Raw genomic sequence first — 22,400 nt, 5'->3', positions numbered from 1 at the left:
CGGCGGCCTCCGGTGCCGGTATCGGCTTACTCGTCGCCCTTGACGGTGGTTGCAATCGCCAGCTCACCCAGTTGGGCGGCGTTGGCAAGGCTGGGGGCGTCTGTCATCAGACAGGCGGCCGCGGTCGTTTTCGGGAAGGCGATGACGTCCCGAATGTTTTCGGTGCCGGTCAACAGCATGCTGAGGCGGTCCAGACCGAAGGCCAGACCGGCGTGCGGCGGGGTACCGTACTTCAGCGCATCCAGCAGGAAGCCGAACTTCAGGCGCTGCTCGGCCGGGGTGATACCCAGGATATCGAACACGGTGGATTGCATCTCGCTGTTGTGGATACGGACAGAGCCGCCACCCACTTCGTAGCCGTTGATCACCATGTCGTAGGCGTTGGCGTAAGCACCCACAGGGTTGGCTTTCAGCTCGGCCGGGCTCATGTTGCTTGGCGCGGTGAACGGGTGGTGCATGGCGGCCAGACCACCTTCGCCATCTTCCTCGAACATCGGGAAGTCGATGACCCACAGCGGTTTCCAGCTGTTCTCCAGCAGGCCCAGATCGCGACCCACTTTCAGGCGCAGGGCACCCATGGCATCGCAGACCACTTTCTTGCTGTCAGCGCCAAAGAAGATGATGTCGCCGTCGGCTGCGCCGGTACGGGCCAGGATCTCGCGCACGATGGCGTCAGAGAGGAACTTGGCAACCGGAGACTGCACGCCTTCGATGCCGTTGGCGGCTTCGTTGACCTTCATCCAGGCCAGACCCTTGGCACCGTAGATGCCGACAAACTTGGTGTACTCATCGATCTGCTTGCGAGAGAGCTCGGCGCCGCCCGGGACTTTCAGGGCTGCCACACGGCCTTTCGGATCGTTGGCGGGGCCTGCGAACACGGCGAACTCGACAGCAGTCAGCAGATCAGCCACATCAACCAGCTCCATTGGCAGACGCAGGTCCGGCTTGTCGGAGCCGTAGCGACGCATGGCTTCGTCGAAGGTCATGATCGGGAAGTCGCCCAGATCCACGTTCAGGATGTGCAGCCACAGTTTGCGGATCATCTCTTCCATCACTTCACGCACCTGCGGTGCGGTCATGAAGGAGGTCTCCACGTCGATCTGGGTGAATTCCGGCTGGCGGTCGGCACGCAGGTCTTCGTCACGGAAGCACTTGACGATCTGGTAGTAGCGATCGAAGCCGGACATCATCAGCAACTGCTTGAACAGCTGGGGAGATTGCGGCAGGGCGTAAAACTTGCCCTTGTGCACGCGGCTCGGCACCAGATAGTCACGGGCACCTTCCGGGGTGGCCTTGGTCAGCATCGGGGTCTCGATATCGAGGAAGCCGTGCTCGTCCATGAAGCGGCGTACGAAGGCGCTGGCCTTGGCACGGGTCTTCAGGTACTTGGCCATCTCTGGACGACGCAGATCCAGGTAGCGATACTTGAGGCTGATCTCTTCGCTGTTGACCTGATTGAAGTCCAGCGGCAGCGGCTCGGCACGGTTGATGATGTTGAGTTCGTGGGCGAACACTTCGATGGCGCCAGTGGCCATGTCGCTGTTGCGCTGGGACTCGGGACGGGTGCGCACCACGCCGGTCACCTGGATGCAGAACTCGCCGCGCAGCTCGGAGGCCAGGGCGAACGCGTCCGGTTTGTCCGGATCGAAGAACACCTGAACGATCCCTTCCCGGTCGCGCATATCGATAAAGATCAGACCGCCGAGATCACGACGACGATGAACCCAACCGCACAATGTAATGGTCTGCCCTGCATGGGCCTCATTGACCTGTCCGCAATAGATAGAGCGCATGGACTTCTTCCTTCGAAATTGTAGAGAGACGGTTAACCTTGGGCCGCCGGGCACGACTGGCAAGCACCGTCTGTCTCACAGCTGGCCAGATTCTTTTTCTTACCCGGTTTGAAATCAGTCTCGTACCATCCGGTTCCCTTGAGCCGGAAGCCTGCCGCCGATATCAGCTTGACCAGATTCGGCTTGCTACAGGCCGGACAGTCGGTCAGGGGGGCATCGGAAAGCTTTTGCAGTTTTGCCAATTCATGGCCACAGACGTCGCAACGATATTCGTAGATAGGCATGGGTCACAAGAAATTGAAAAACAAAAGGGCTGGCATTATAGAGGAAAACCCCCTTTTGGGTAAAATGGCCAGCAGCCTCCTTTCGCCAGTTTTTTGCACTCGATGGCAAAAAGCGGGCAAAAAATCGGCACGAATGCACCAAGAGCGAAGAGAATAGCCATCATGAGCCTCTATTTGGGCCTGCCACAGTGGTCCCACCCCAGCTGGCCCGGCCAGTTGCTGGGCCTTGGCGCCAAGCCTGCCGAACACCTCGCCCACTACGCGGCCGTCTTCAACTCGGTGGAGGGTAACACCACCTTCTACGCCCTGCCGACACCGGACACGGTACAGCGCTGGGCCGATGCGGTGCCCGATCACTTTCGTTTCAACTTCAAATTTCCGCAAACCATCAGCCACCAGAGCGATCTGGTGAGCGCAGACAAACAGGTTGCCGACTTTATCAAGCTACTTGCGCCACTACACGAGAAGCTGGGGCTGCTCACCCTGCAGCTGCCCGCCCGTTTCGGGCCACAGGGGCTGGCCAGACTGGCGGCCTTTATCGAGCGGCTGCCACGGGCATTTCGCTACGCCCTCGAGGTGCGTCACCCCGACTTTTTCGCCAAGGGGGAGGCCGAGCGGGCATTGAACCGGCTGCTGATGGAACAGGGTGTGAACCGGGTGATGCTCGACAGCCGGCCACTCTTCTCGGTGCCAGCAACCACGCCAGCCCTTGTCGATGCCCAGGGCAAGAAACCGCGCCTGCCGGTGCATCTGCTGGCCACCGCCAACGCCCCCATGGTGCGCTTTATCGGCCTGCCGGATCCGGCGGCAAATCACCCCTTCCTGCCCAGCTGGCTCCCCCACTGGCGCCAGTGGCTCGCGGAGGGCAAGGACCTCTACCTCTATATACATACTGCCGACAACGCCCAGGCACCTGAGCTGGCCCGTCAGATCACCCGCTTGCTGGAGCAGGAGATGGCCCCCTGGCCGGGGGAAAACGATCGCGCACGGCAGGGAGTGCTGCGCTTTTAGCCAACCCATTCTGCGGCCATCGTTTCGCTGCAAAAAAAGTGCTTTTTTGTGGCGTGGCAAGCCCTGGCGTCAAGACAAACGGCCATCAATCCTCTACACTACCGCCCCAAGTAAGGGTCCGGAACATGGCCCGTACGAACAGGACAGGTCCAAAGGATTTCACGACCAGCCACCCCGTTCGTAAACAGGTGATAAATCTACTCTGATGGGTGTCACCCAACGACTCAATTGAACAATACAGCCGGGTGATGTCCCGACTGTCAGGTTGCGCCAGCATGCATACCAAAGATCAAATTTTTGCCGCCCCGATCGCCCGATTGGGAGACTTCTGTTTTGACGAACAGGTCGTCGACGTTTTTCCCGATATGATCCAGCGCTCGGTGCCGGGTTACAGTAACATCATCTCTGCCATCGGCATGATGGCCGCCCGCTACGCCCAACCCGAGAGCCGACTCTATGATCTCGGCTGCTCACTGGGCGCCGCGACCCAAGCGATGCGTCGCCATGTCAGCCAGCCCGGCTGCCGCATCACCGCGGTGGATCTCTCCCATCCGATGATCGAGCGCGCCCGCGCCCACCTCTCCGGTTTCAAATCCGAGGTGCCGGTGGAGCTGGTGGAGGCGGATATCTGCGACATCGAGATTGAGAATGCCTCCGTGGTGGTACTCAACTTCACTCTGCAATTTGTCGAGCCAGAGAAACGGGCCGCCCTGATCCAGCGCATTCACGATGGGCTGCGCCCGGGCGGGATCCTGATCCTGAGCGAAAAGTTCCGCTTCGAAGATGAACCGGTCAACGAGCTGCTGATCGATCTGCATCTCGACTTCAAGCGGGCCAATGGCTACAGCGAGCTGGAGATCAGCCAGAAACGCACCGCCCTTGAGAACGTGATGCGCACCGACAGCCTGCCGGTGCATCAGGCACGCCTACGGGACGCCGGTTTCGTCCATCAGGATCTCTGGTTCCAGTGCTTTAACTTCGGCTCCATGATTGCCATCAAATCCAGCGACGCCCAGCCATGATCGACTTTGCCAATTTCTATCAACTGATTGCCAAAAACCGGCTGAGCCACTGGCTGCATACTCTGCCCGCCCAGCTGCACGCCTGGCAACATGACAACCAGCATGGCGACCTGCCGCGCTGGAACCGCGCCCTCAACAAGCTGCCGGTGGTCTCCCCCGGCAACGTCGAGCTGAAAAGCCGGGTCGAGATTGGCTCGGCCGAGAGCCTTGGCGAAGGTGAACGCAAGAAGGTCGAGAGCCTGCTGCGCCACTTCATGCCCTGGCGCAAGGGGCCGTTCACCGTGCACGGCATCCACATCGACACCGAGTGGCGCTCTGACTGGAAGTGGGATCGGGTGCTGCCCCATATCAGCCCGCTCGAAGGGCGTTACGTGCTGGATGTGGGTTGCGGCAGCGGCTACCACCTCTGGCGCATGGTAGGTGAAGGGGCCAAGCTGGCGGTCGGCATCGACCCTAGCCCGCTGTTCCTCTGCCAGTTCGAGGCCATTCGCCACTTCGCGGGCAATGATCAGCGCGCCCACCTGTTGCCGCTCGGTATTCAGGAGCTGCCGGAGCTGCGTGCCTTTGACACCGTCTTCTCCATGGGGGTGCTCTATCACCGCAAATCCCCCATCGAGCACATCGAGCAGCTGCGCAATCAATTGAAAGATGATGGCGAGCTGGTGCTGGAGACGCTGGTGATTGACGGCGGGGTCAACGACGTGCTGATGCCCACCGACCGTTACGGCAAAATGCGCAACGTCTGGTTTATTCCCTCAAGCCGCGCCCTCAAGCTGTGGGTCGAGCGCTGCGGCTTCACCGACGTGCGGATAGTAGACGAGAATATGACCAGCACCGACGAACAGCGTCGTACCGACTGGATGATTAATGAATCCCTGAGTGACTATCTGGATCCAGACAATCCGGCACTCACGGTAGAAGGACACCCGGCGCCGAAACGTGCCGTACTGATTGCCCGCAAGGCCAAAGACTAGCCGATGGCGATTCAGGAAGTTACACTGACCCAATTCCAGGAAGCACAGTTAAATGAATGACATGAAAAGCAAATTAAAAGGAATGACCCTGCTCTCCCTGCTTAGTCTCGGCGGGTGTGTCAATATGGAAAAAGCGCCTCAGGTCCCTGCTCTGACGCTGGCCGAGCTTCGTAGCGAGCTGAGCCAGAGCGAGCAGCGCCTGCAAACATCCATGGAACAGCAACAGAAGCAGTATGTGCAGCAACAGCACCTGCTGGTTCAGCTCAACACAGATGTCACCAATATGAAAGAGTCCGTCAAGCAAGTAGACCACAAGCTCGCCACCCTCCCCTCCGAGCCGCCCAAGCCGATGGCCATCCCCACCGAGAAGTGCCCGGCCCCCAATCAGGGTCACACCATCGATGGCAAGCTGATGGTCGGTGAAGCCGAGTGGATCTGGGTTGATGCCGCCAATGACGCCTTCCAGGCGCGGGTCGATACCGGTGCGACCACCTCCTCCATCAGTGCGCAGGAGATCACCATTTTCGAGCGCAACGGCAAAAACTGGGTGCGCTTCTTCCTGAGCCATCAGGAAGTGGACGACAAGATCCAGATCGAAGCGCCGCTGGTACGCCATGTACGGGTGCGTCAGGCCTCTGCCGACGATCTGGACCGCCGTCCGGTAGTGCGTCTGGCCGTGCGCATTGGCGACATGACCGAGAAAGCCGAATTTACCCTGAAAGACCGTAGCGACATGACCTTCCCTGTGCTGCTGGGTCGCGAATTTTTGAAAGACATCGCCGTGGTTGATGTGGCCCGCGAATATATCCAACCCAAACCCAAGCTCAAGGATGTGAAATAATCCATGGTTTCCCGTAAGCCGTTCTATTTGCTGGTAGCCCTGCTGTACATTGTCGGCCTGGGGATGACGATCTATCACCATATCGCGTTGGATGTGCCGCTGACGCCCGGTGAAAAGCGCCAGATCTGGTCCATCGAAGCCAAGCTGGAGTTTGAGGCGACCGGTGAGCCGGTGATCGCCTCCCTGGCCATTCCGGGCACCCAGCCCGGTTTCACCCTGATGAACGAGAACGCCGCCAGCCCCGGCTACGGCCTCTCCTTTGTCGAGAAAGATGGCGATGCCCGCGCCGAGTGGTCCATCCGCACCGCCTCTGGCCGTCAGGAGCTCTATTACCGCGTCGACATGATGGCGGATGCCCACGCCAAACCGGCCGCCAATCCGCAGCCGCCTGCCATCGAGAAGCAGATCGAGAGTGAGCCTTATGCCACCGCGATGAAGCAGATCCTCGAGCGGGCACAGGAGCGCTCTGCCGACGGCTACACCCTGACTCGCGAGATCATCAAGGAGATCGAGAAGCAGGAGCAGAACGCCGAGCTGCTGAAAAAGCACAAGAGCCGCGCCAACCTGATCGCCGAACTGCTCAACAATGCTGACGTCCCCACCCGCGTGGTGCATGCCCTGAATCTGGAAGATGGCCGCCGTCGTCAGGAGCTGGTGGATTACCTGCAAGTATTCAACAGCCCGACCGACTACAAGCTGTTCAACCCGCAAACCGGTGAACAGGGCCGTCCGGCCAACCTGCTGCTGTGGGAATACAACTCCGGCGCCCTGCTGGACGTGACCGGTGGTCACAACTCCCGTGTCAGCTTCTCGATGATCGAGCAAGAGCAGCCGGTCAGCGTGGCACTGGCGCAGAAGTTCGAAAAATCAGAGATGATGAACTTCTCCATCCACAGCCTGCCGCTGGAAGAGCAGACCCTGTTCAAGGGCTTGCTGCTGATCCCGATCGGCGTGCTGATGGTGGTGTTCCTGCGGGTGCTGGTGGGGATCAAGACCTCAGGTACCTTTATGCCTGTGCTGATCGCGGTCGCCTTTATCCAGACCTCGCTGGTCACCGGTCTCATCGGCTTCCTGCTGATCGTCGGCACCGGTCTCATCATTCGCTCCTATCTGTCTCGGCTTAACCTGCTGCTGGTCGCCCGAATATCGGCCATCATCATCATGGTTATCTCGATGATCGGTATCTTCTCCGCGTTCGCCTTCAAGCTGGGGCTGACCGATGGTATGAAGATCACCTTCTTCCCGATGATCATCCTCTCCTGGACCATCGAACGGATGTCCATCCTGTGGGAAGAAGAGGGCCCGAAAGAGGTGTTCCGCCAGGGTGGTGGCTCTCTGCTGGTTGCCGTCATCGCCTATCTGGCCATGGATAACGAGCTTATTCGTCACCTCACCTTCAACTTCCTCGGCCTGCAGCTGGTGCTGATGGCGACCGTGCTGTTGATGGGTAACTACACCGGCTACAAGCTGAGCGAACTGAAGCGCTTCAAGCCGCTGGTGGACGAGATGAAATCTGGCGTCACCCCGGGTAAGGACAAGTAACCGATGTGGTTCTGGGAAAAATACACAACCCCGTGGAGCCTGTCCCAATCAGGCATCCTCGGCATGAACAAGCGCAACCACTCCTACATCAGCCGCTACAATCCGCGCAGCCTCTATCCGCTGGTGGATGACAAGCTGCAGACCAAGCAAATTGCGCTGGATGCAGGCGTTACCGTGCCTGAGCTGATCGGTACCATCCGTGCCCAGCACGATGTGGGTCGCATCACCGAGCTGGTAAAAGATTGGCCGGGCTTCTGCATCAAGCCGGCTCGTGGCTCGGGTGGCAAGGGGATCCTGGTGATCCTGCGTCAGGAAGATGGCCTCTTCTATAAACCCAACGGCAGCGCTTCTACCGGTCAGGATCTGGAGCGCCATGTCTCCAACATTCTGGCGGGGCTCTATTCGCTTGGCGGCAAGCCCGACGTGGCTCTGGTGGAAGGCCTCATCAACTTTGATGATGTGTTCGACGGCTACTCTTTCGAAGGGGTACCCGATGCCCGGGTCATCATCTTCAAGGGGTTCCCGGTGATGGCGATGATGCGCCTCTCCACCGCCGCCTCCGACGGCAAGGCGAATCTGCACCAGGGCGCCGTGGGGGTGGGTCTGTGCCTGCGTACCGGTCGTGCCCTGCGGGCAGTGCAGTTTGGCAATCCGCTGCGCCACCACCCGGACACCGGCCTCGACCTCTATGAGCTCAAGGTGCCCCACTGGGATACCCTGCTGACTCTGGCCGCCTCCTGCTACGAGATGTCGGGTCTGGGCTACATCGGGACCGACATGGTGCTGGACAAGTTCCGCGGCCCCATGCTGCTGGAGCTCAACGCCCGTCCCGGTCTTGCCATCCAGATCGCCAACGGTCGCGGCCTGGTGCCCAATCTCAAGACTATCGAGAAGCTGGGCCAGGTGAAGATGAACGTGGAGCAGCGGGTCAATTTCGCCAAGGATCACTTCGGGATCTTTGAGGAATAACACCTCCGCTTGTGAACTAAGCGCGCCTATGGCGCGCTTTTTTTATGGCTATTGTCTGTCGGCATATCCCCCCACCCAGCCATTCGGATCAGCACCTCATTTCGAAACAACGAGTACGCCAGCGAACGGCAGCTTGGAGTAGCAAGGAGAGCGATGGAACGATGGAACGATGGAACGATGGAACGAGAAGAGGGTGACCGCAATGTCAGAGGATGGATAAATCTCAGGTATAAAAAAACCGGCGCCAAGACGCCGGTTCTTCAAGGAGAGTACGACTTGATTACAGGGAGTCAGCATTCTCGGACAGGTACTTGGCAACGCCGTCCGGAGAGGCTTGCATACCTTTTTTGCCTTTTTCCCACTGAGCCGGGCACACTTCGCCGTGCTCTTCGTGGAATTGCAGGGCATCGACCATCCGCAGCATCTCGTCGATGTTGCGGCCCAGCGGCAGATCGTTGACAACCTGGTGACGAACGACACCGTTCTTGTCAATCAGGAAGGAGCCACGGAACGCCACGCCGGCTTCCGGATGCTCAACGTCATAGGCTTTGCAGATTTCGTGTTTCACGTCGGCGATCAGCGGGTACTTGACCTGACCAATACCGCCATCTTCCACTTTGGTGTTGCGCCATGCGTTGTGGGAGAACTGGGAATCGATGGAAACACCGATCACTTCCACGCCACGCTTCTGGAACTCTTCATAACGGTGATCGAAGGCAATCAGCTCGGACGGGCAGACGAAGGTGAAATCGAGCGGGTAGAAGAAGACAACGGCAGCTTTGCCTTTGATGTGGGATGACAGGTTGAATGAATCAACGATCTCGCCATTACCCAGAACAGCTGCGGCGGTAAAATCGGGTGCGGGACGGCCTACCAATACCATATTCAATTCCTCTTTATGTGAAGTGAACAATCCGGTGAGGATTGGGCTACCTAGAGCCAAGTCCATCTAATTCAAGCGACAAACTATAGACCCGGTGGTAGATTAGTTAAATCAAATTAAATAGATAGCATTAATCGGGTTTTTCTATGCAACGTTGGCCCAGCCTCAAACAGCTGCAATATCTGGTCGCTCTCGATGAGCACAAGAACTTCAACCGCGCCGCCAAGGCCTGTCATGTCAGCCAGTCGACCCTGAGTACCGGGATCCAGACGCTGGAGGACATGATGAACCTGCAACTGGTGGAGCGGGACCACAAGAGCTTCATTATGACCCCGGTCGGCATGGAAATCGTCGAGCGCGCTCGCAATTTGCTCTCCGATGCGCGGGATCTCATGGAGCTCGGGCAACATCAGGGCGGCGTGATGCAGGGGACGGTACGTCTTGGCTGCATTCCCACCATAGCCCCCTTCCTGCTGAGCAAGCTGCTGAAAGAGTGCAGCAAAACCTATCCTGACCTCGAATTGTTGCTGCGTGAAGACACCACCAGCAATCTGCTCAAGCAGCTGGAACAGGGTCAGCTCGACTTGCTGATCCTCGCCCTGCCCATCGAGATCGGGGGATTTCACTGCAAGACCGTCGGTCAGGATCCGTTCCACATGGTGATGCCCGCCAGCATGGCGGCCGGTCTGCATACCCCGTTCGACTACAAGGAGCTGCCCAACCAGAGCATCTTCCTGCTGGAGCGGGAGCACTGCCTCACCGAGCACGCAGTGAGCGCCTGTCGCCTGCGGGACAAGAGCAAGATCAACCCGTTCGCCGCCACCAGCCTGCACACCCTGGTGCAGATGGTAGAAGCGGGTCTTGGCACCACCTTCCTGCCGCAGATGGCCATCGATGCCGGCATTCTTGCCAACTCCGATCTGGTGGCCATCCCGCTGCCGGGAGAGACCTCCTATCGCGAGATCGGGCTGGTCTGGCGCCCCAGCACCACCCGGGTGCAGACCTTCTACAAGCTGGCCGATCTGCTTAAACCGCTGATCAGCCACAACGAGTGACAACAAACGCCAGCCCTCGGGTTGGCGTTTTTCAGTTCCCCGCCACATTTTTCCTCTCGGAGACTAGGTCTGGAGCCAGATCCCTGTTTATGATGGAAAAGTTGTCGCGTGCCCTCCTGCCCCCAGAACGATTTGGCAGGATATGGCGTTCGATAAATGTCTCGTTTGGTAGACCCGTCCGTGGAGAGAGCCCGATGTATCGCAAGCTGCTGCTATCCCTGCTGACTCTGCTGCTGGCCGCCTGCTCCAGCACGCCGGAGCCGCCTCCGGCCCCCCGGCAGAGCAGTGCCTTTGATGGCTTCTACCAACAATGGCGCGGTGTTCCCTACCGCATGGGCGGTGCCAGCCGCGCCGGGCTAGACTGCTCCGCCTTCACCCAGCTCGCCTACAGTCAGGTGCTGGGCTTCAACCTGCCAAGAACCACCGAATCTCAGGCCAGCATTGGCAAACCGGTGGATCGCTACCGGCTGCAACACGGGGATCTGGTCTTCTTCAAAACCGGCTGGCAACAGTACCATGTGGGGGTCTACACAGGTGCCGGCGAGTTTATTCACGCCTCCACCAGCAAGGGAGTGATCCGCTCCCGCCTCGACAATGTCTACTGGAACAGTCGCTACTGGCAGGCACGTCGGGTGACCCAGTAACCGCTCAAACGCCTGCTTGCGGCACAAGTTGCGTGCCGATACTCTCCGTCAATCCCTGTCGCTATGTCGGGACACACAACCCACGCTTATAACTCAATTGGCCCTAAAACCTGCATATCACACCATTTTGTGATAAGGTGGTGGCCAATATTTAACACTTTTGCCTTTTTCTCATACGCTCTCTGTCCTGATTAACAACAAGCGAGGTGATAACAAGCAGCGCGCGGCGAAAGTGGAGTGTGGCGCAACACTGCCGGACGGGTGTCCCACAACTGCAGTATCAAGGGTTAAATAGATAAGGAGATCGTGCAATGAAACAGTATCAAAGCTGGCTGGGGCAATACCTGATGAGTCGCCGTGACGGTGACCACGCCATGGCATGCGAGATGGCGAGTTCCATCTGCGAGTTCTGGCAGCAGCAGGGTGATGAAAACGAACTGGACAAGTGGCAGCAGATTTACCAGAACCATCTGGAAAAGACCACCTGATCCCGACCCTCCCCTTGCTGCCAACCACCCGGTGTTGGCAGCAAGGCAACTCGCGACCAACCACCATCAGCCAACCCCTCTCCCCCCTATTTTCCTGCTACGTTAAACCGCTACCTTCGTTCACTCGCGCTTTACCATCTTCATTTTGCTCTTGCGCACCGGCCTCTGTTCATTCCATCTCGGCAGCCATTTTCTGCGCCCAGTCGATAAAGGCCTGGATCTTGGGACACGCCCGATTGGGCAGGGTCGCCATGTAATAACGCTGCTCGCACTTGACCTCCAAGCCGGCAAAAGGGGCCACCAGCTCGTTGCGTGCCAGCCGCTTGCTCACCAGATTCTTGCGCCCCATGGCGATCCCGGCGTGATTCATGGCGGCGATGATGGCGAGATCCGAGCGATCAAAACCCATACTCAGCTGGCATGCCTCGAGGCTGACCCCGGCATGGCGAGCCCAGCTGCTCCATTCGTCGGTATCCGAGTCAAATCCCCACGCCTGCCGATCATGGAGCAGACGGCACAAGGACAAGTTGGCGGGATTGCCGACAAGCCCGTGCTGCTCGGCATATTCCGGGCTGCAGACCGGCAGCATAAACTCATCCATCAACGGGTGGATGGCAAGCCGCTCCGGGCTCTTCTCATCGAAATAGAGGGTCAAATCGATGCCATAGCCATGCAGGTTGATGTTCTCGTTGCCGGTGATGATATTGAGCTCGATCTGCGGATGCAGGCGGGAGAAATCAGCCAACCTGGGCACCAGCCAGCACTGGGCGATGGAGGGACGCGAATAGATGGTCAGGGTACCGGAGAGCTCCTGATTCTTGATCTCCAGGATCTCCTGATTGATGAACTCCAGCGAGGATTTGAGCGCCCAGAACACCCGCTGCCCATCCGCCGTCAGTACCACCTTGCGGTGAAAACGCTCAAAGAGCTTGAACCCCAGCTCCTCTTCCAGCGCGCTGATCCGGTGACTCACGGCACTGGGACTCAGCGACAATTCATCAGCTGCCATGGCAAAGGATCCGTGGCGGGCGGCCGCCTCGAAGGTGTGCAGCTTGGCCAGCTGGTAGCCACTCAGCAGCTTGTTGCGCGATATGTAATTATCCCCGTTATACATTCATCCCCCTCTTCGCAATGGCCACCGATGATACACCCACAGGCCACCTTCAGGATGAAGTCAAAAGACCCAAAGAGTGTGTTTTAGATAAATTGTGACCAATGTAGCGTCTTTGCATCACCTTAGCTCACCCAAGTGGTCAATTTCATCATTTGTCAGCCCCGCCTCATTTTCATTCAATAGCGCATAAACAATCACACACAACAGATGTCGAGGCGCAGTATGAGTTCAGAGGTATGGGTCATCGCTACCTTGCTAAGTAGCATCGTTCTTATCGTGGTCACCATCGTGAAGGGCAAGGTGCATCCTTTCCTTGCCCTGCTGCTGGCGAGCTTCTATGTGGGCACCCTGATGGGGATGGAGCCCCTCAAGATGGTCAGCGCCATGGAAGAGGGAATTGGTGGCACGCTCGGTTTTCTCGCCGCCGTCATCGGTCTTGGCACCATACTCGGCAAGATGATGGAGGTATCGGGGGCTGCAGAGCGCATCGGTCTCGCCCTGCAGAGATGCCGCTGGCTCTCGCCGGATGTCATCATGGTGCTGGTTGGTCTGGTGTGCGGCATCACCCTCTTTGTCGAAGTCGGGGTGGTGCTGCTGATCCCGCTCGCCTTCTCCATCGCCCGCAAGACCAACACCTCGCTGCTGACTCTGGCCATTCCGCTCTGCACCGCCCTGATGGCTGTGCATTGCATAGTGCCGCCGCACCCTGCTGCCCTCTACGTCACCAATCAGCTGGGGGCTGACGTCGGCTCCGTCATCGTCTATGGTCTGGCGGTCGGCCTCTTTGCCTCGCTTATCGGCGGCCCCCTGTTCCTCAAACTGCTGGGCAAGCGGGTACCGTTTAAGGAAGTGCCAGCCGCCTTTGCCGATATCAAAGCCCGCGATGAAGCCACTCTCCCGACCTTGAGCGCCTCGCTCTTTACCGTGCTGCTGCCCATCCTGCTGATGCTGGCCAAGACGGTCGCCGAGCTCAATATGGATCACGCCAGCCACCTCTATGTCGTGCTGGAGTTTATCGGCAACCCCATCACCGCCATGTTTATCGCTGCCTTCACCGCCTACTACGTGCTGGGGATCCGCCAGCAGATGAAGATGGAAGGGCTGCTCAACAAGACCGAGGAGTGCTTCTCCTCCATCGCCAATATCCTGCTCATTATCGGAGCGGGCGGCGCCTTCAACGGCGTACTCAAGGCGAGTGGGCTGGGCGATAGTCTGGCCACTATCCTCTCACAGCTGGATATGCACCCCATTCTGCTCGCCTGGCTGGTGGCTATCGTGCTGCACGCCGCCGTGGGCTCCGCCACCGTAGCCATGATGGGCGCCACCGCCATCGTCTCCCCCATCATGGTGCACTACCCGAACATCAGCCCAGAGATCATGACCCTGGCCATCGGCTCCGGCGCCATTGGCTGCACCATGGTGACTGACTCTCTGTTCTGGCTGGTCAAGCAGTATTGCGGCGCCACCCTGAACGAAACGCTCAAGTACTACACCACCGCCACCTTTGTCGCCTCCCTGATGGCGCTGGCCGGTACCTTCCTGCTCTCCTTTATCGTGTAACAAGACCGAGAACACTATGAAAAACATCGACGTACAACAGCTCACAGCGCAATTTCCACTGGTGCAATTCCTGATCGCGCTTGAACCAGTCACCTGGTTCAACCCCAATACCACCACTCTGGCTGCCGGTCTGCCCTATGTGGGGCTCGATAACAACAATGTGGCGGACGCCTCCGCTCGGCTGGCCCGCTTCGCCCCCTACATGTGCGAAGCCTTCCCCGAGACCCGCGTCAGCAAAGGTATTCTGGAGTCCGACATCGCCGCTATTCCGGCGATGCAGGCTACGCTCAACCAGCGCTACGGGGTTGAGGTCACCGGTCGACTGCTGCTGAAAAAAGACAGTCACCTGCCCATCTCAGGCTCCATCAAGGCGCGAGGCGGTATCTACGAGGTGCTGACTCACGCCGAACAGTTGGCGATCAAGGCTGGTCTGCTGCGGGAAGAGGATGACTACCGCAAACTGTTCAGCGATGAGTTTCGCCAGTTCTTCAGCCAGTACAGCATCGCAGTGGGCTCCACCGGCAACCTTGGCATGTCCATCGGCATCATGAGTGCCAAGCTCGGCTTTACCGTCACCGTCCACATGTCGGCCGATGCGCGGGAGTGGAAGAAACGCAAGCTGCGTGAACACGGTGTCATCGTGGTCGAATATGCCGAAGATTACGGGGTGGCGGTGGAACAGGGGCGCAAAGAGGCCGAGCGCGATCCCAACTGCTTCTTTATCGACGACGAGAACTCCCGCACCCTGTTCCTCGGCTACTCGGTGGCGGGCGAGCGGGTGAAAGCGCAGTTCGACCAGATGGGCATCAAGGTGGATGCCGACCACCCGCTGTTCGTCTACCTGCCCTGCGGCGTGGGTGGCGGCCCGGGCGGGGTGGCCTTTGGTCTCAAGCTCGCGTTCGGTGACCATGTTCACTGCCTGTTTGCCGAACCGACCCACTCCCCCTGCATGCTGCTGGGGGTACACACCGGGCTGCACGATGCCATTGCGGTGCAGGATCTGGGCATCGATAACCTCACCGCCGCTGATGGTCTGGCCGTAGGTCGCGCCTCCGGCTTCGTCGGCCGTGCCATGGAACGGCTGCTCGATGGCTTCTACACCCTGAGCGATCAGGAGATGTATGACCTGCTCGGGCTGCTGGCGCGCGATGAGCAGATAACACTCGAACCCTCCGCTCTGGCTGGTATGGCCGGCCCGTGGCGGGTGGCTGCCAATCCCGAGTGGCTCACCGGGCGCGGTTGCGATGCCGCAACCATGGCACAGGCCACCCATCTGGTGTGGGCCACCGGCGGTGGCATGGTGCCCGCCGAAGAGATGGAAAAGTACCTGGCCAGCGCCAAGATCTAGGCTGTTTCGCCACATTTATCTGCAAATCAACCCGCCATCACGGCGGGTTTTCTGTTTTGGGAACAAGGGGATGGGGCAGTTCTGTCGCAATCCATGGCGACAATTTCCCCAAGTTGGTCAGTTTGTGCTAAAATGGCGCTCATTTTTTGACATCTCGCGTCACGTTCGCCGCCAGATTGCCCATCGGGCTCTCTGCCCGGGTCGTGACTTTGCACCATCATGCCTGATGATGTTCCCCCCAGGATGAGCCGACAGGCTCCCGTCAAGGTGGGCACCCTCAAGGGCACATGAGATAAGGAGATCGGGTAATGAAACAATATCAAAGCTGGCTGGGAGATTATCTGATGAGCCGACGTGACGGAGATCACGCGATGGCTTCGGAACTTGCCAACACCATCTGCGCCTTCTGGAAGGCCCAGGGTGATGAAGCAGAAACCAGCAAATGGCAGCAACGCTATCAGCAACACGTAGAGCAGGCGCAATAAGCCCCTTCACTCTTTCGCGATAAAAAAACCGGCGCACATGGCGCCGGTTTTGCGTTTCTGGCAAGCAGCAGATTACATCTGGTCGATCATGTCCTGAGCAAACTGGGAACAGGAGCGCAGGGTGGCCCCTTCCATCAGACGCTCGAAGTCATAGGTGACGGTCTTGTTGCGGATCGCCGCTTCCATCCCCTTGATGATGAGATCGGCCGCTTCGACCCAGCCCATGTGGCGCAGCATCATCTCGGCGGAGAGGATCAGGGAGCCCGGGTTGACCTTGTCCTGACCGGCATACTTCGGCGCAGTACCGTGGGTCGCTTCGAACAGGGCCACGCCGTCACCGATGTTGGCACCCGGTGCGATGCCGATACCGCCTACCTGAGCGGCCAGCGCGTCAGAGATGTAGTCGCCGTTGAGGTTCATACAGGCGATGACGTCATACTCGGCCGGACGCAGCAGGATCTGCTGCAGGAAGGCGTCGGCGATGACATCCTTGATGACGATGGTCTTGCCGGTTTTCGGGTTCTTGAAGGAGCACCAGGGGCCGCCGTCAATCAGCTGGGCACCGTACTCGTTCTGAGCCAGAGCATAACCCCAATCCTTGAAGGCACCTTCGGTGAACTTCATGATGTTGCCCTTGTGCACCAGAGTCACGGAGTCGCGATCATTGTCGATGGCATACTCGATGGCGGCACGCACCAGACGCTCGGTACCGGCCTTGGACATCGGCTTGATGCCGATCCCGCAGGACTCGGGGAAGCGAATTTTCTTCACGCCCATCTCGTTTTGCAGGAAGGCGATCACCTTGTTCGCTTCGGCACTGTCGGCCTTCCACTCGATGCCGGCGTAGATGTCTTCGGCGTTTTCGCGGAAGATCACCATGTCGGTCAGATCAGGACGTTTCACCGGGCTCGGGGTGCCGTCGTAGTAACGCACCGGACGCAGGCAGATGTAGAGATCCAGCTCCTGACGCAGGGCTACGTTGAGGGAGCGAATACCGCCACCGACCGGAGTAGTCAGCGGGCCCTTGATGGCCACGCAATATTCACGAATGAAATCCAGGGTTTCGGCCGGCAGCCAGGCACCTTCGCCATAGACATGAGTCGACTTCTCGCCGGTATAGATCTCCATCCAGGCGATCTTGCGCTCGCCCTTGTAGGCTTTCTCGACCGCAGCATTCACCACATTCAACATGGCCGGGGTTACGTCAACACCGATGCCATCCCCTTCAATAAACGGAATGATCGGATGGTTGGGAACCTGCAGCTTGCCGTTGGCATCGACTGTGATTTTCTGACCTTGGGTCGGGATTACTACTTTGCTTTCCATCGGCATCTCCTAACTTCCGTTTGTTATCAACTTGTTTGTTGCGCGCGGCCATCTTAGCCCATTCATTTTCATAATAAAACGACAAGAAAGCATGTCAGACCAAAGAGGTAGCCACCCGCCAGTGCGCCGTCACCACGCCTTGCCGACCCAGCCCCGTTATCCCTCCAGCTCGCTGGCCGCAGCCTGCGGCTGACTCAGGGAACGGTACTGGGAAGGGGTCAAGCCGGTCTTCTGTTTGAACACCCGGCAGAAGTAGTTCACGTCACTGTAACCGCAGCGACTGGCCACCTCTTCAAGACGAAAGCGGTACTTTTTCAGCATGAATTTGGCCCGATCGATCCGCACCCAGCTGATGTAATCGGCAAGGCGCATATGACCCTGCTCGCGGAACAGGTGGGAGAGATGGCTGGCTGAAACGTTGAAGCGGTGGGCAATGGAGTCACGGGTGATGGGACGGTGAAAGTTCTCCTGGATATAGATGCAGATCCCGTGAAAGAGCTCTGCCCCCCGTGGCCGATCCGTGGCGGACTCCAGCAACAGCTGACGGGCACTCGCCAGCAGGGCCTGCAGCAGGTGATCATCGGTGGGGGAGCGACCAGGCTCCTCGGTCAGTACGTTCAGCGCCGCCAAAATGTGTTCGATCACATGGCCCGCCCGCGCCATGATGCTGTGCTTTTGCACATCGAAGAAATCGGGATCTTCACGGCGCTTGCTCACCAGACTGAACCCCAGCTGGCGTTTGCCAAACAGCAGACTCAGCACCGAGCAGTCGGTGGTCCAGAGCGGCTTGTTCCAGCCATTGGGGGGGATGTAGAGCGCCTGCCCCGGCAATACACTGATCTCTCTGACCCCCTCCTCCCTGTCCCAAATTTGGTTGAGATACTCGCCGCTAAAGACCAGCTCGAGGCGGGGAAAGTTGACCTGATAGCTGAAACTGGGTGGCACACCCTGTTCACTGGCAAACCAGATTTGGTCAAATGGAACCTGTTCGCTCAGGGCTCCGTCGAGCAGTTGGCTGAAGATGAGAGACATGGTGATCCTGATCAAGAGAGAGGCAAGCGGTTGCGGCGCGCACGACCGCCCATGTTATAGTCCGGTCCACAGCAGTAATGCCACCCTTTTCTGCACCCGATTCTCTTCAAACTAGACGAGGCGTCCCTTATGAGCAGTAGCGATCTGCCCTCCTTTCTGTTGATGCAAAACCCGATTCAAGGCTATGACTGGGGCAGTCATGACTCCCTCACCACCCTGTTTGGCATTCCCAACCCGCAAGGCAGACCCCAGGCCGAGCTCTGGATGGGGGCTCACCCCAACGGCTGCTCCGAGGTGACGCTGGCGGGCAGTGTGCAAAAGCTCTCTTCGGTGATCGACAGGGCTCCGGCCGCCGCGCTGGGTGAGGCCACCCTCGCCCGTTTTGGCAGCCTGCCGTTCCTGTTCAAGGTGTTGTGTGCCGAGAAGGCTCTCTCCATTCAGGTGCACCCGAGCAAGGCTCAGGCCGAAGCGGGCTTTGCCAAAGAGGAGGCCGCAGGCATCGATATCAAGGCGAGCAATCGCAACTACAAGGACCCGAACCATAAGCCGGAGCTGGTTTTTGCCCTCACCCCCTATCAGGCGATGAACGGCTTTCGCGCCATCCCGGCCATTCTGGCACTGTTCGAGCGGGTCAATCTGGCGGCCATCGCCGATCTGACCGCAGCCCTTGCCGCCAGCCAGAACGAAGCGGGCCTGCAGCACTTCTTCCACCAGTTGCTGGTACTGGAAGGGGCGCGCAAGGAGGAGGCGCTGGCGGGGCTGCTGGCCTATGCCGCCGCCCATCAGGATGAGGAGACCTTTGCGCTGATCACTAGTCTGGCGGCCCAGTACCCGGGAGATGTGGGCCTCTTCTCGCCGCTGCTGTTGAACGTGGTGACGCTTGAGCCAGGTCAGGCGATGTTCCTCGATGCCTGTACCCCGCACGCCTATGTGCGCGGCACCGGCCTCGAGATCATGGCCAACTCCGACAACGTGCTGCGCGCCGGCCTCACCCCCAAATACATCGATGTGGCAGAGCTTTTGGATTGCACCCGCTGCTTGCCCAAGCCGGACGACCAGATCCTGCTGTCCCCCCGCTGTGATGGCGCGGTACAGCACTTCGACGTGCCGGTACCTGACTTCACTTTCAGCATCTACCCGGCTGGCGAGCATCAGCTCACCACTGCCAGCGCCGAGATCCTGTTTGCCATCGATGACACAGTGACCCTCAAGCAAGGCGAACAGTCACTGCGTCTGGAAAAGGGGCAATCTGCCTTTATTCCTGCAGCGACTGGCAATTATCAACTGCTGGCCGAAGGACGGGTCGCCCGCGCCGGCAACCGCTGCTAATCAACATAAGAGCCGACTCTCGTTGGAGGGGGAATATGCCTCCCCCTCCCAACAGAGCAATATGGCCTACCAATCAAGTCCGTCTGTATCTCTACTGCTCTCTTATGCCTACCTTCCTTCAGGCATCTCGCGCTGAAGTCCATCCCTGACTGCATCCTGCCCACAACCAGCTCCACAGGTTTGTCGCCCAAGCTTGGCGCTCCCCTGATGCAGATGACTGGGTTTGCTGATACAAAGAAAATTCCAGCCTGCACAAGCAACGGCGACACTCTGAGTATCCGAAAAAATGGAGGCAATAAAAATAACAACTCTACTATTTTCACCCCCTGATGAAAGCTAAAACAGCACATAGATGCATCGCCATTAAACCTTTCCCAGGCCATCATCATTCGGTCTGTAAACATTTAGCAGCCGTAGTCATACAGAACCATTAATAATGCAAACGAAAGGGATCTCTTTTGAATTTTCGAGATGCGGCCCTATTTTTTAGTCGCTCTATAATTTAATTCCAAGCAAATCATTCGAACTTTGTCGAAAATAACAACTCAATAAAACCATAAGGTTATGATATATATCGCTTTTCTTTTACAACACACCTTAAAGCTGACGTAATCCGTAAAAAAGCCAGGCCGCATTAACTGACAATTAAATCAATTTAAAAGCAGAGTAATGAGAGATTTGATATTTATTTTTTGATATGCCAGCCAAACCTCATCGCAGTAAAGAAATAGACCTTAAATACCCTCTGTGATTAAGATCTCTTTTATTTGATTTATTTTTAAGGTATCACATCTATTCGCCGCTATAAATTTCACACAAAGATCCGCTGACAAAAATAGATAAAAGAGGATATATGCTGACAAAAATGACAATTGGGCAAAAGCTGACCATGGCGTTTACCACTCTCGCTTTGTTGATGCTGAGTTTTGCCTGGTTTGCCACTTTACAACTCTCCAATATTTACCGTGACGCCAGTGAGGTCAGCGACAATATCGTTCCCTCCATCCGGGCATCCAGCCAGATGCATGTGTCCTTGCTGGACGCGCGCCGTGCCGAACTGAATATGGTGATAGATGCACTGGGCAAGGATCCCGACTCCCTCAACAGCAGCACACAGTCTTTTGAAGCGGCAAAGAGTCAGTACATGGCCGCCGAGCAACGGTATGGATCAATGCCTTTTGTGTCGGAGCGAGATCGCAACATGTTTGCAGAGCTGAAAACTGCAGCAGCCAAATATTTTTCAGCCCATGGTGACTTGGAAACAGCCATACGGCAGGGAGATATTGCCAAGGTGCAGTCGCTGATCAAAAACGAATCCCGTGCAGCCCTTGAGCAGGCCGGACAGGATGGTCTGGAGCTTCGCAAGGAGAACGATCGGGTCGCCAACCTGTTGACCAAGCAGAGTGAGGCTTCCTATGAACGGGCCAAACTGCTGAGCACTACAGTCGGTGCGCTAACCTTGCTGTTCGTCGTTATTGTGGCCTGGTTGCTGATCCGGCAGATCCGCAATCCTGTGATGACCCTGCTGGAGCAGACACGCCAGGTGGCGGCAGGCAACCTCACCAGCCAACTCGACATGAAGCAATTCTCCCATGACGAGCTGGGTAAGCTGGCTCAGGGGTTCAACGAGATGCAATCCAATCTGCGCATGCTGGTCAACGAGGTCTCCGGCTCGGTGGTGCAGTTGGGTGCGGCCGCCGAAGAGATCAGCGCGGTGGCACAGCAATCGGCCAACAACATGGGCGCCCAGCAACATGAGCTCAATCAGCTGGCCACAGCCATGAATGAGATGCAAGCCACGGTACAGGAGGTGGCCCGCAACACCAACGACGCCGCCAGCGCAGCAACGTCGGCCAGCGACACAGCCGCACAAGGCAGCGAGACCGTCAATGACTCAATCGGCAGGATTGAAAAGGTGGCTACCGCCATCGAAGAGACAGCTCTGGTGATCCGCCAGCTGGGTGATGACAGCCGAAATATCGGCATGGTGCTTGAAGTCATTCAGGGAATTGCCGAGCAAACCAACCTGCTGGCACTGAATGCGGCAATCGAGGCAGCCCGAGCCGGTGAACAAGGTCGTGGTTTCGCCGTGGTAGCAGATGAAGTCCGTACTCTGGCCAAACGAACCCAAGACTCCACTTCCCAGATCAACCACATCATCTCCGAACTGCAGCAGCGTGCTAACGAAGCGGGCGTCACCATGCAACAGAGTCAGGATATGATGTCCGAGACGGTCCACACAGCTCGTGAAGCGGGAGCCTCTATTGCCGAAATAAGCAGCTCGGTTAACAGTATCTCCCACATGAATATTCAGATTGCCACCGCAACCGAAGAGCAGGGGGCAGTAAGCGAGGAGCTCAATCGCAATGTAGTCAACATCAGCAATGCCTCGGAAGAAGTGGCGACCGGCGCCAAACAAATGGCTCAGGCTTGCAACGACCTCAACCTGTTGGCAACACAACTGCAGGAGGTTGTACGCAAGTTTCGGACATAACGCCCGATTCTCCTCCCCTCATTAATCAGCTCAATAAGGCTGAAGCACTAAACAGCCCGCCATTCATAAAAGTGGCGGGCTTTGTCAAACAAGGAACCATACAAAACCCGAAGACACCCATGCTGCACATAACAAGTGATCAGTAGATGGATTAACTCACATCAAGAGCAGCCCTCCCTCTTTCTGATTGTTCTCTCAACGCGTTT

20 protein-coding genes are annotated in these 22,400 nt (G+C 57.8%); 14 read left to right on the top strand and 6 right to left on the bottom strand.

The annotated features are described in order from the left end of the window. Positions 1 to 26: 26 nt before the first annotated feature. Entirely contained in the window at positions 27 to 1,793 is a 1,767-nt protein-coding gene (gene aspS, locus AB5Y76_RS15890) for an aspartate--tRNA ligase (protein WP_005337684.1), read from the bottom strand. A 32-nt stretch (positions 1,794 to 1,825) separates the two neighbouring features. Continuing rightward, positions 1,826 to 2,077, bottom strand: coding sequence for an FmdB family zinc ribbon protein (locus AB5Y76_RS15885; protein WP_005337686.1), 252 nt, complete (start codon positions 2,075 to 2,077; stop codon positions 1,826 to 1,828). A 162-nt stretch (positions 2,078 to 2,239) separates the two neighbouring features. Between AB5Y76_RS15885 and AB5Y76_RS15880 the strand changes: the two genes are divergently transcribed. The 6 genes from AB5Y76_RS15880 (at position 2,240) to AB5Y76_RS15855 (ending at position 8,436) form a co-directional block, all read left to right on the top strand. Then, positions 2,240 to 3,088, top strand: coding sequence for a DUF72 domain-containing protein (locus AB5Y76_RS15880; RefSeq protein ID WP_139407227.1), 849 nt, complete (start codon positions 2,240 to 2,242; stop codon positions 3,086 to 3,088). Positions 3,089 to 3,363: 275 nt separating this feature from the next. Next, positions 3,364 to 4,110 carry a carboxy-S-adenosyl-L-methionine synthase CmoA gene (gene cmoA, locus AB5Y76_RS15875; RefSeq protein WP_005353159.1) on the top strand — a complete coding sequence of 249 codons (747 nt, stop codon included), beginning with the start codon at positions 3,364 to 3,366 and terminating at the stop codon, positions 4,108 to 4,110. After that, a complete protein-coding gene (gene cmoB / locus AB5Y76_RS15870) occupies positions 4,107 to 5,084 on the top strand; it encodes a tRNA 5-methoxyuridine(34)/uridine 5-oxyacetic acid(34) synthase CmoB (protein ID WP_019446645.1) in 978 nt (325 codons plus the stop codon). Before cmoA ends, cmoB begins: the two co-directional genes overlap by 4 nt. Before the next feature lie 52 nt (positions 5,085 to 5,136). After that, positions 5,137 to 5,925: an ATP-dependent zinc protease gene (locus AB5Y76_RS15865; protein WP_005337698.1), complete on the top strand. Its 789-nt coding sequence runs from the start codon at positions 5,137 to 5,139 to the stop codon at positions 5,923 to 5,925. 3 nt (positions 5,926 to 5,928) lie between these two features. After that, positions 5,929 to 7,467 (top strand): inactive transglutaminase family protein, encoded by a 1,539-nt coding sequence (locus AB5Y76_RS15860; RefSeq protein ID WP_005337699.1) that lies wholly within the window; start codon positions 5,929 to 5,931, stop codon positions 7,465 to 7,467. Between the two features lie 3 nt (positions 7,468 to 7,470). Beyond that, positions 7,471 to 8,436 (top strand): alpha-L-glutamate ligase-like protein, encoded by a 966-nt coding sequence (locus AB5Y76_RS15855; RefSeq protein WP_005353164.1) that lies wholly within the window; start codon positions 7,471 to 7,473, stop codon positions 8,434 to 8,436. A gap of 280 nt (positions 8,437 to 8,716) precedes the next feature. On the opposite strand, the gene AB5Y76_RS15850 is transcribed toward AB5Y76_RS15855, so the two are convergent. Further along, positions 8,717 to 9,319: a peroxiredoxin C gene (locus tag AB5Y76_RS15850; protein ID WP_005337701.1), complete on the bottom strand. Its 603-nt coding sequence runs from the start codon at positions 9,317 to 9,319 to the stop codon at positions 8,717 to 8,719. Between the two features lie 146 nt (positions 9,320 to 9,465). On the opposite strand from AB5Y76_RS15850, the gene AB5Y76_RS15845 reads away from it, so the two are divergent. The 3 genes from AB5Y76_RS15845 to AB5Y76_RS15835 all read left to right on the top strand — a co-directional run bounded on the left by AB5Y76_RS15845 (position 9,466) and on the right by AB5Y76_RS15835 (position 11,506). Then, entirely contained in the window at positions 9,466 to 10,374 is a 909-nt protein-coding gene (locus tag AB5Y76_RS15845; RefSeq protein ID WP_139407225.1) for a hydrogen peroxide-inducible genes activator, read from the top strand. 194 nt (positions 10,375 to 10,568) lie between these two features. Then, entirely contained in the window at positions 10,569 to 11,018 is a 450-nt protein-coding gene (locus tag AB5Y76_RS15840; RefSeq protein ID WP_005337703.1) for a C40 family peptidase, read from the top strand. Positions 11,019 to 11,329: 311 nt separating this feature from the next. After that, positions 11,330 to 11,506, top strand: coding sequence for a hypothetical protein (locus AB5Y76_RS15835; protein ID WP_005337704.1), 177 nt, complete (start codon positions 11,330 to 11,332; stop codon positions 11,504 to 11,506). Positions 11,507 to 11,675: 169 nt separating this feature from the next. Here AB5Y76_RS15835 and dsdC read toward each other — a convergent pair whose 3' ends face one another. Then, positions 11,676 to 12,620, bottom strand: a complete 945-nt coding sequence (dsdC, locus tag AB5Y76_RS15830; RefSeq protein ID WP_139407223.1) for a DNA-binding transcriptional regulator DsdC — start codon at positions 12,618 to 12,620, stop codon at positions 11,676 to 11,678. 222 nt (positions 12,621 to 12,842) lie between these two features. On the opposite strand from dsdC, the gene dsdX reads away from it, so the two are divergent. The 3 genes from dsdX to AB5Y76_RS15815 all read left to right on the top strand — a co-directional run bounded on the left by dsdX (position 12,843) and on the right by AB5Y76_RS15815 (position 16,013). Beyond that, the gene (gene dsdX, locus AB5Y76_RS15825) at positions 12,843 to 14,180 is read left to right on the top strand and encodes a D-serine transporter DsdX (RefSeq protein ID WP_139407221.1); all 1,338 of its coding nucleotides are present in this window, start codon (positions 12,843 to 12,845) and stop codon (positions 14,178 to 14,180) included. Positions 14,181 to 14,196: 16 nt separating this feature from the next. Beyond that, on the top strand, positions 14,197 to 15,528 hold the full coding sequence (locus AB5Y76_RS15820) for a D-serine ammonia-lyase (protein WP_139407219.1): 1,332 nt from the start codon (positions 14,197 to 14,199) through the stop codon (positions 15,526 to 15,528). Between the two features lie 308 nt (positions 15,529 to 15,836). Next, positions 15,837 to 16,013, top strand: a complete 177-nt coding sequence (locus tag AB5Y76_RS15815; RefSeq protein ID WP_005337712.1) for a hypothetical protein — start codon at positions 15,837 to 15,839, stop codon at positions 16,011 to 16,013. A gap of 72 nt (positions 16,014 to 16,085) precedes the next feature. Here the strand turns inward: AB5Y76_RS15815 and icd are convergent, their stop codons facing one another. Both icd and AB5Y76_RS15805 read right to left on the bottom strand, forming a co-directional pair. Then, on the bottom strand, positions 16,086 to 17,339 hold the full coding sequence (icd, locus tag AB5Y76_RS15810; RefSeq protein ID WP_005347179.1) for an NADP-dependent isocitrate dehydrogenase: 1,254 nt from the start codon (positions 17,337 to 17,339) through the stop codon (positions 16,086 to 16,088). A 156-nt stretch (positions 17,340 to 17,495) separates the two neighbouring features. Further along, positions 17,496 to 18,371 (bottom strand): AraC family transcriptional regulator, encoded by an 876-nt coding sequence (locus tag AB5Y76_RS15805; protein WP_263717521.1) that lies wholly within the window; start codon positions 18,369 to 18,371, stop codon positions 17,496 to 17,498. A 129-nt stretch (positions 18,372 to 18,500) separates the two neighbouring features. Here AB5Y76_RS15805 and manA point away from each other — a divergent pair, with 129 nt between their 5' ends. Continuing rightward, positions 18,501 to 19,700, top strand: a complete 1,200-nt coding sequence (manA, locus tag AB5Y76_RS15800; RefSeq protein WP_263717520.1) for a mannose-6-phosphate isomerase, class I — start codon at positions 18,501 to 18,503, stop codon at positions 19,698 to 19,700. Between the two features lie 853 nt (positions 19,701 to 20,553). Then, entirely contained in the window at positions 20,554 to 22,194 is a 1,641-nt protein-coding gene (locus AB5Y76_RS15795; protein ID WP_005361638.1) for a methyl-accepting chemotaxis protein, read from the top strand. Positions 22,195 to 22,400: the final 206 nt, after the last annotated feature.

Origin of the sequence: Aeromonas sp. R1-2 (assembly GCF_040908505.1) — a bacterium.
GTDB classification, from domain to species: Bacteria; Pseudomonadota; Gammaproteobacteria; order Enterobacterales; family Aeromonadaceae; genus Aeromonas; species Aeromonas veronii.
The sequence above is the reverse complement of the archived record's forward strand: the minus strand, read 5'-3'. Positions and strand labels throughout refer to the sequence as shown.

Excerpts from the sequence above, each read along its gene's own strand:
- aspS (WP_005337684.1), bottom strand. The coding sequence starts at position 1,793 with ATGCGCTCTATCTATTGCGGACAGGTCAATGAGGCCCATGCAGGGCAG.
- AB5Y76_RS15885 (WP_005337686.1), bottom strand. The coding sequence starts at position 2,077 with ATGCCTATCTACGAATATCGTTGCGACGTCTGTGGCCATGAATTGGCA.
- AB5Y76_RS15880 (WP_139407227.1), top strand. The coding sequence starts at position 2,240 with ATGAGCCTCTATTTGGGCCTGCCACAGTGGTCCCACCCCAGCTGGCCC.
- cmoA (WP_005353159.1), top strand. The coding sequence starts at position 3,364 with ATGCATACCAAAGATCAAATTTTTGCCGCCCCGATCGCCCGATTGGGA.
- cmoB (WP_019446645.1), top strand. The coding sequence starts at position 4,107 with ATGATCGACTTTGCCAATTTCTATCAACTGATTGCCAAAAACCGGCTG.
- AB5Y76_RS15865 (WP_005337698.1), top strand. The coding sequence starts at position 5,137 with ATGAATGACATGAAAAGCAAATTAAAAGGAATGACCCTGCTCTCCCTG.
- AB5Y76_RS15860 (WP_005337699.1), top strand. The coding sequence starts at position 5,929 with ATGGTTTCCCGTAAGCCGTTCTATTTGCTGGTAGCCCTGCTGTACATT.
- AB5Y76_RS15855 (WP_005353164.1), top strand. The coding sequence starts at position 7,471 with ATGTGGTTCTGGGAAAAATACACAACCCCGTGGAGCCTGTCCCAATCA.
- AB5Y76_RS15850 (WP_005337701.1), bottom strand. The coding sequence starts at position 9,319 with ATGGTATTGGTAGGCCGTCCCGCACCCGATTTTACCGCCGCAGCTGTT.
- AB5Y76_RS15845 (WP_139407225.1), top strand. The coding sequence starts at position 9,466 with ATGCAACGTTGGCCCAGCCTCAAACAGCTGCAATATCTGGTCGCTCTC.
- AB5Y76_RS15840 (WP_005337703.1), top strand. The coding sequence starts at position 10,569 with ATGTATCGCAAGCTGCTGCTATCCCTGCTGACTCTGCTGCTGGCCGCC.
- AB5Y76_RS15835 (WP_005337704.1), top strand. The coding sequence starts at position 11,330 with ATGAAACAGTATCAAAGCTGGCTGGGGCAATACCTGATGAGTCGCCGT.
- dsdC (WP_139407223.1), bottom strand. The coding sequence starts at position 12,620 with ATGTATAACGGGGATAATTACATATCGCGCAACAAGCTGCTGAGTGGC.
- dsdX (WP_139407221.1), top strand. The coding sequence starts at position 12,843 with ATGAGTTCAGAGGTATGGGTCATCGCTACCTTGCTAAGTAGCATCGTT.
- AB5Y76_RS15820 (WP_139407219.1), top strand. The coding sequence starts at position 14,197 with ATGAAAAACATCGACGTACAACAGCTCACAGCGCAATTTCCACTGGTG.
- AB5Y76_RS15815 (WP_005337712.1), top strand. The coding sequence starts at position 15,837 with ATGAAACAATATCAAAGCTGGCTGGGAGATTATCTGATGAGCCGACGT.
- icd (WP_005347179.1), bottom strand. The coding sequence starts at position 17,339 with ATGGAAAGCAAAGTAGTAATCCCGACCCAAGGTCAGAAAATCACAGTC.
- AB5Y76_RS15805 (WP_263717521.1), bottom strand. The coding sequence starts at position 18,371 with ATGTCTCTCATCTTCAGCCAACTGCTCGACGGAGCCCTGAGCGAACAG.
- manA (WP_263717520.1), top strand. The coding sequence starts at position 18,501 with ATGAGCAGTAGCGATCTGCCCTCCTTTCTGTTGATGCAAAACCCGATT.
- AB5Y76_RS15795 (WP_005361638.1), top strand. The coding sequence starts at position 20,554 with ATGCTGACAAAAATGACAATTGGGCAAAAGCTGACCATGGCGTTTACC.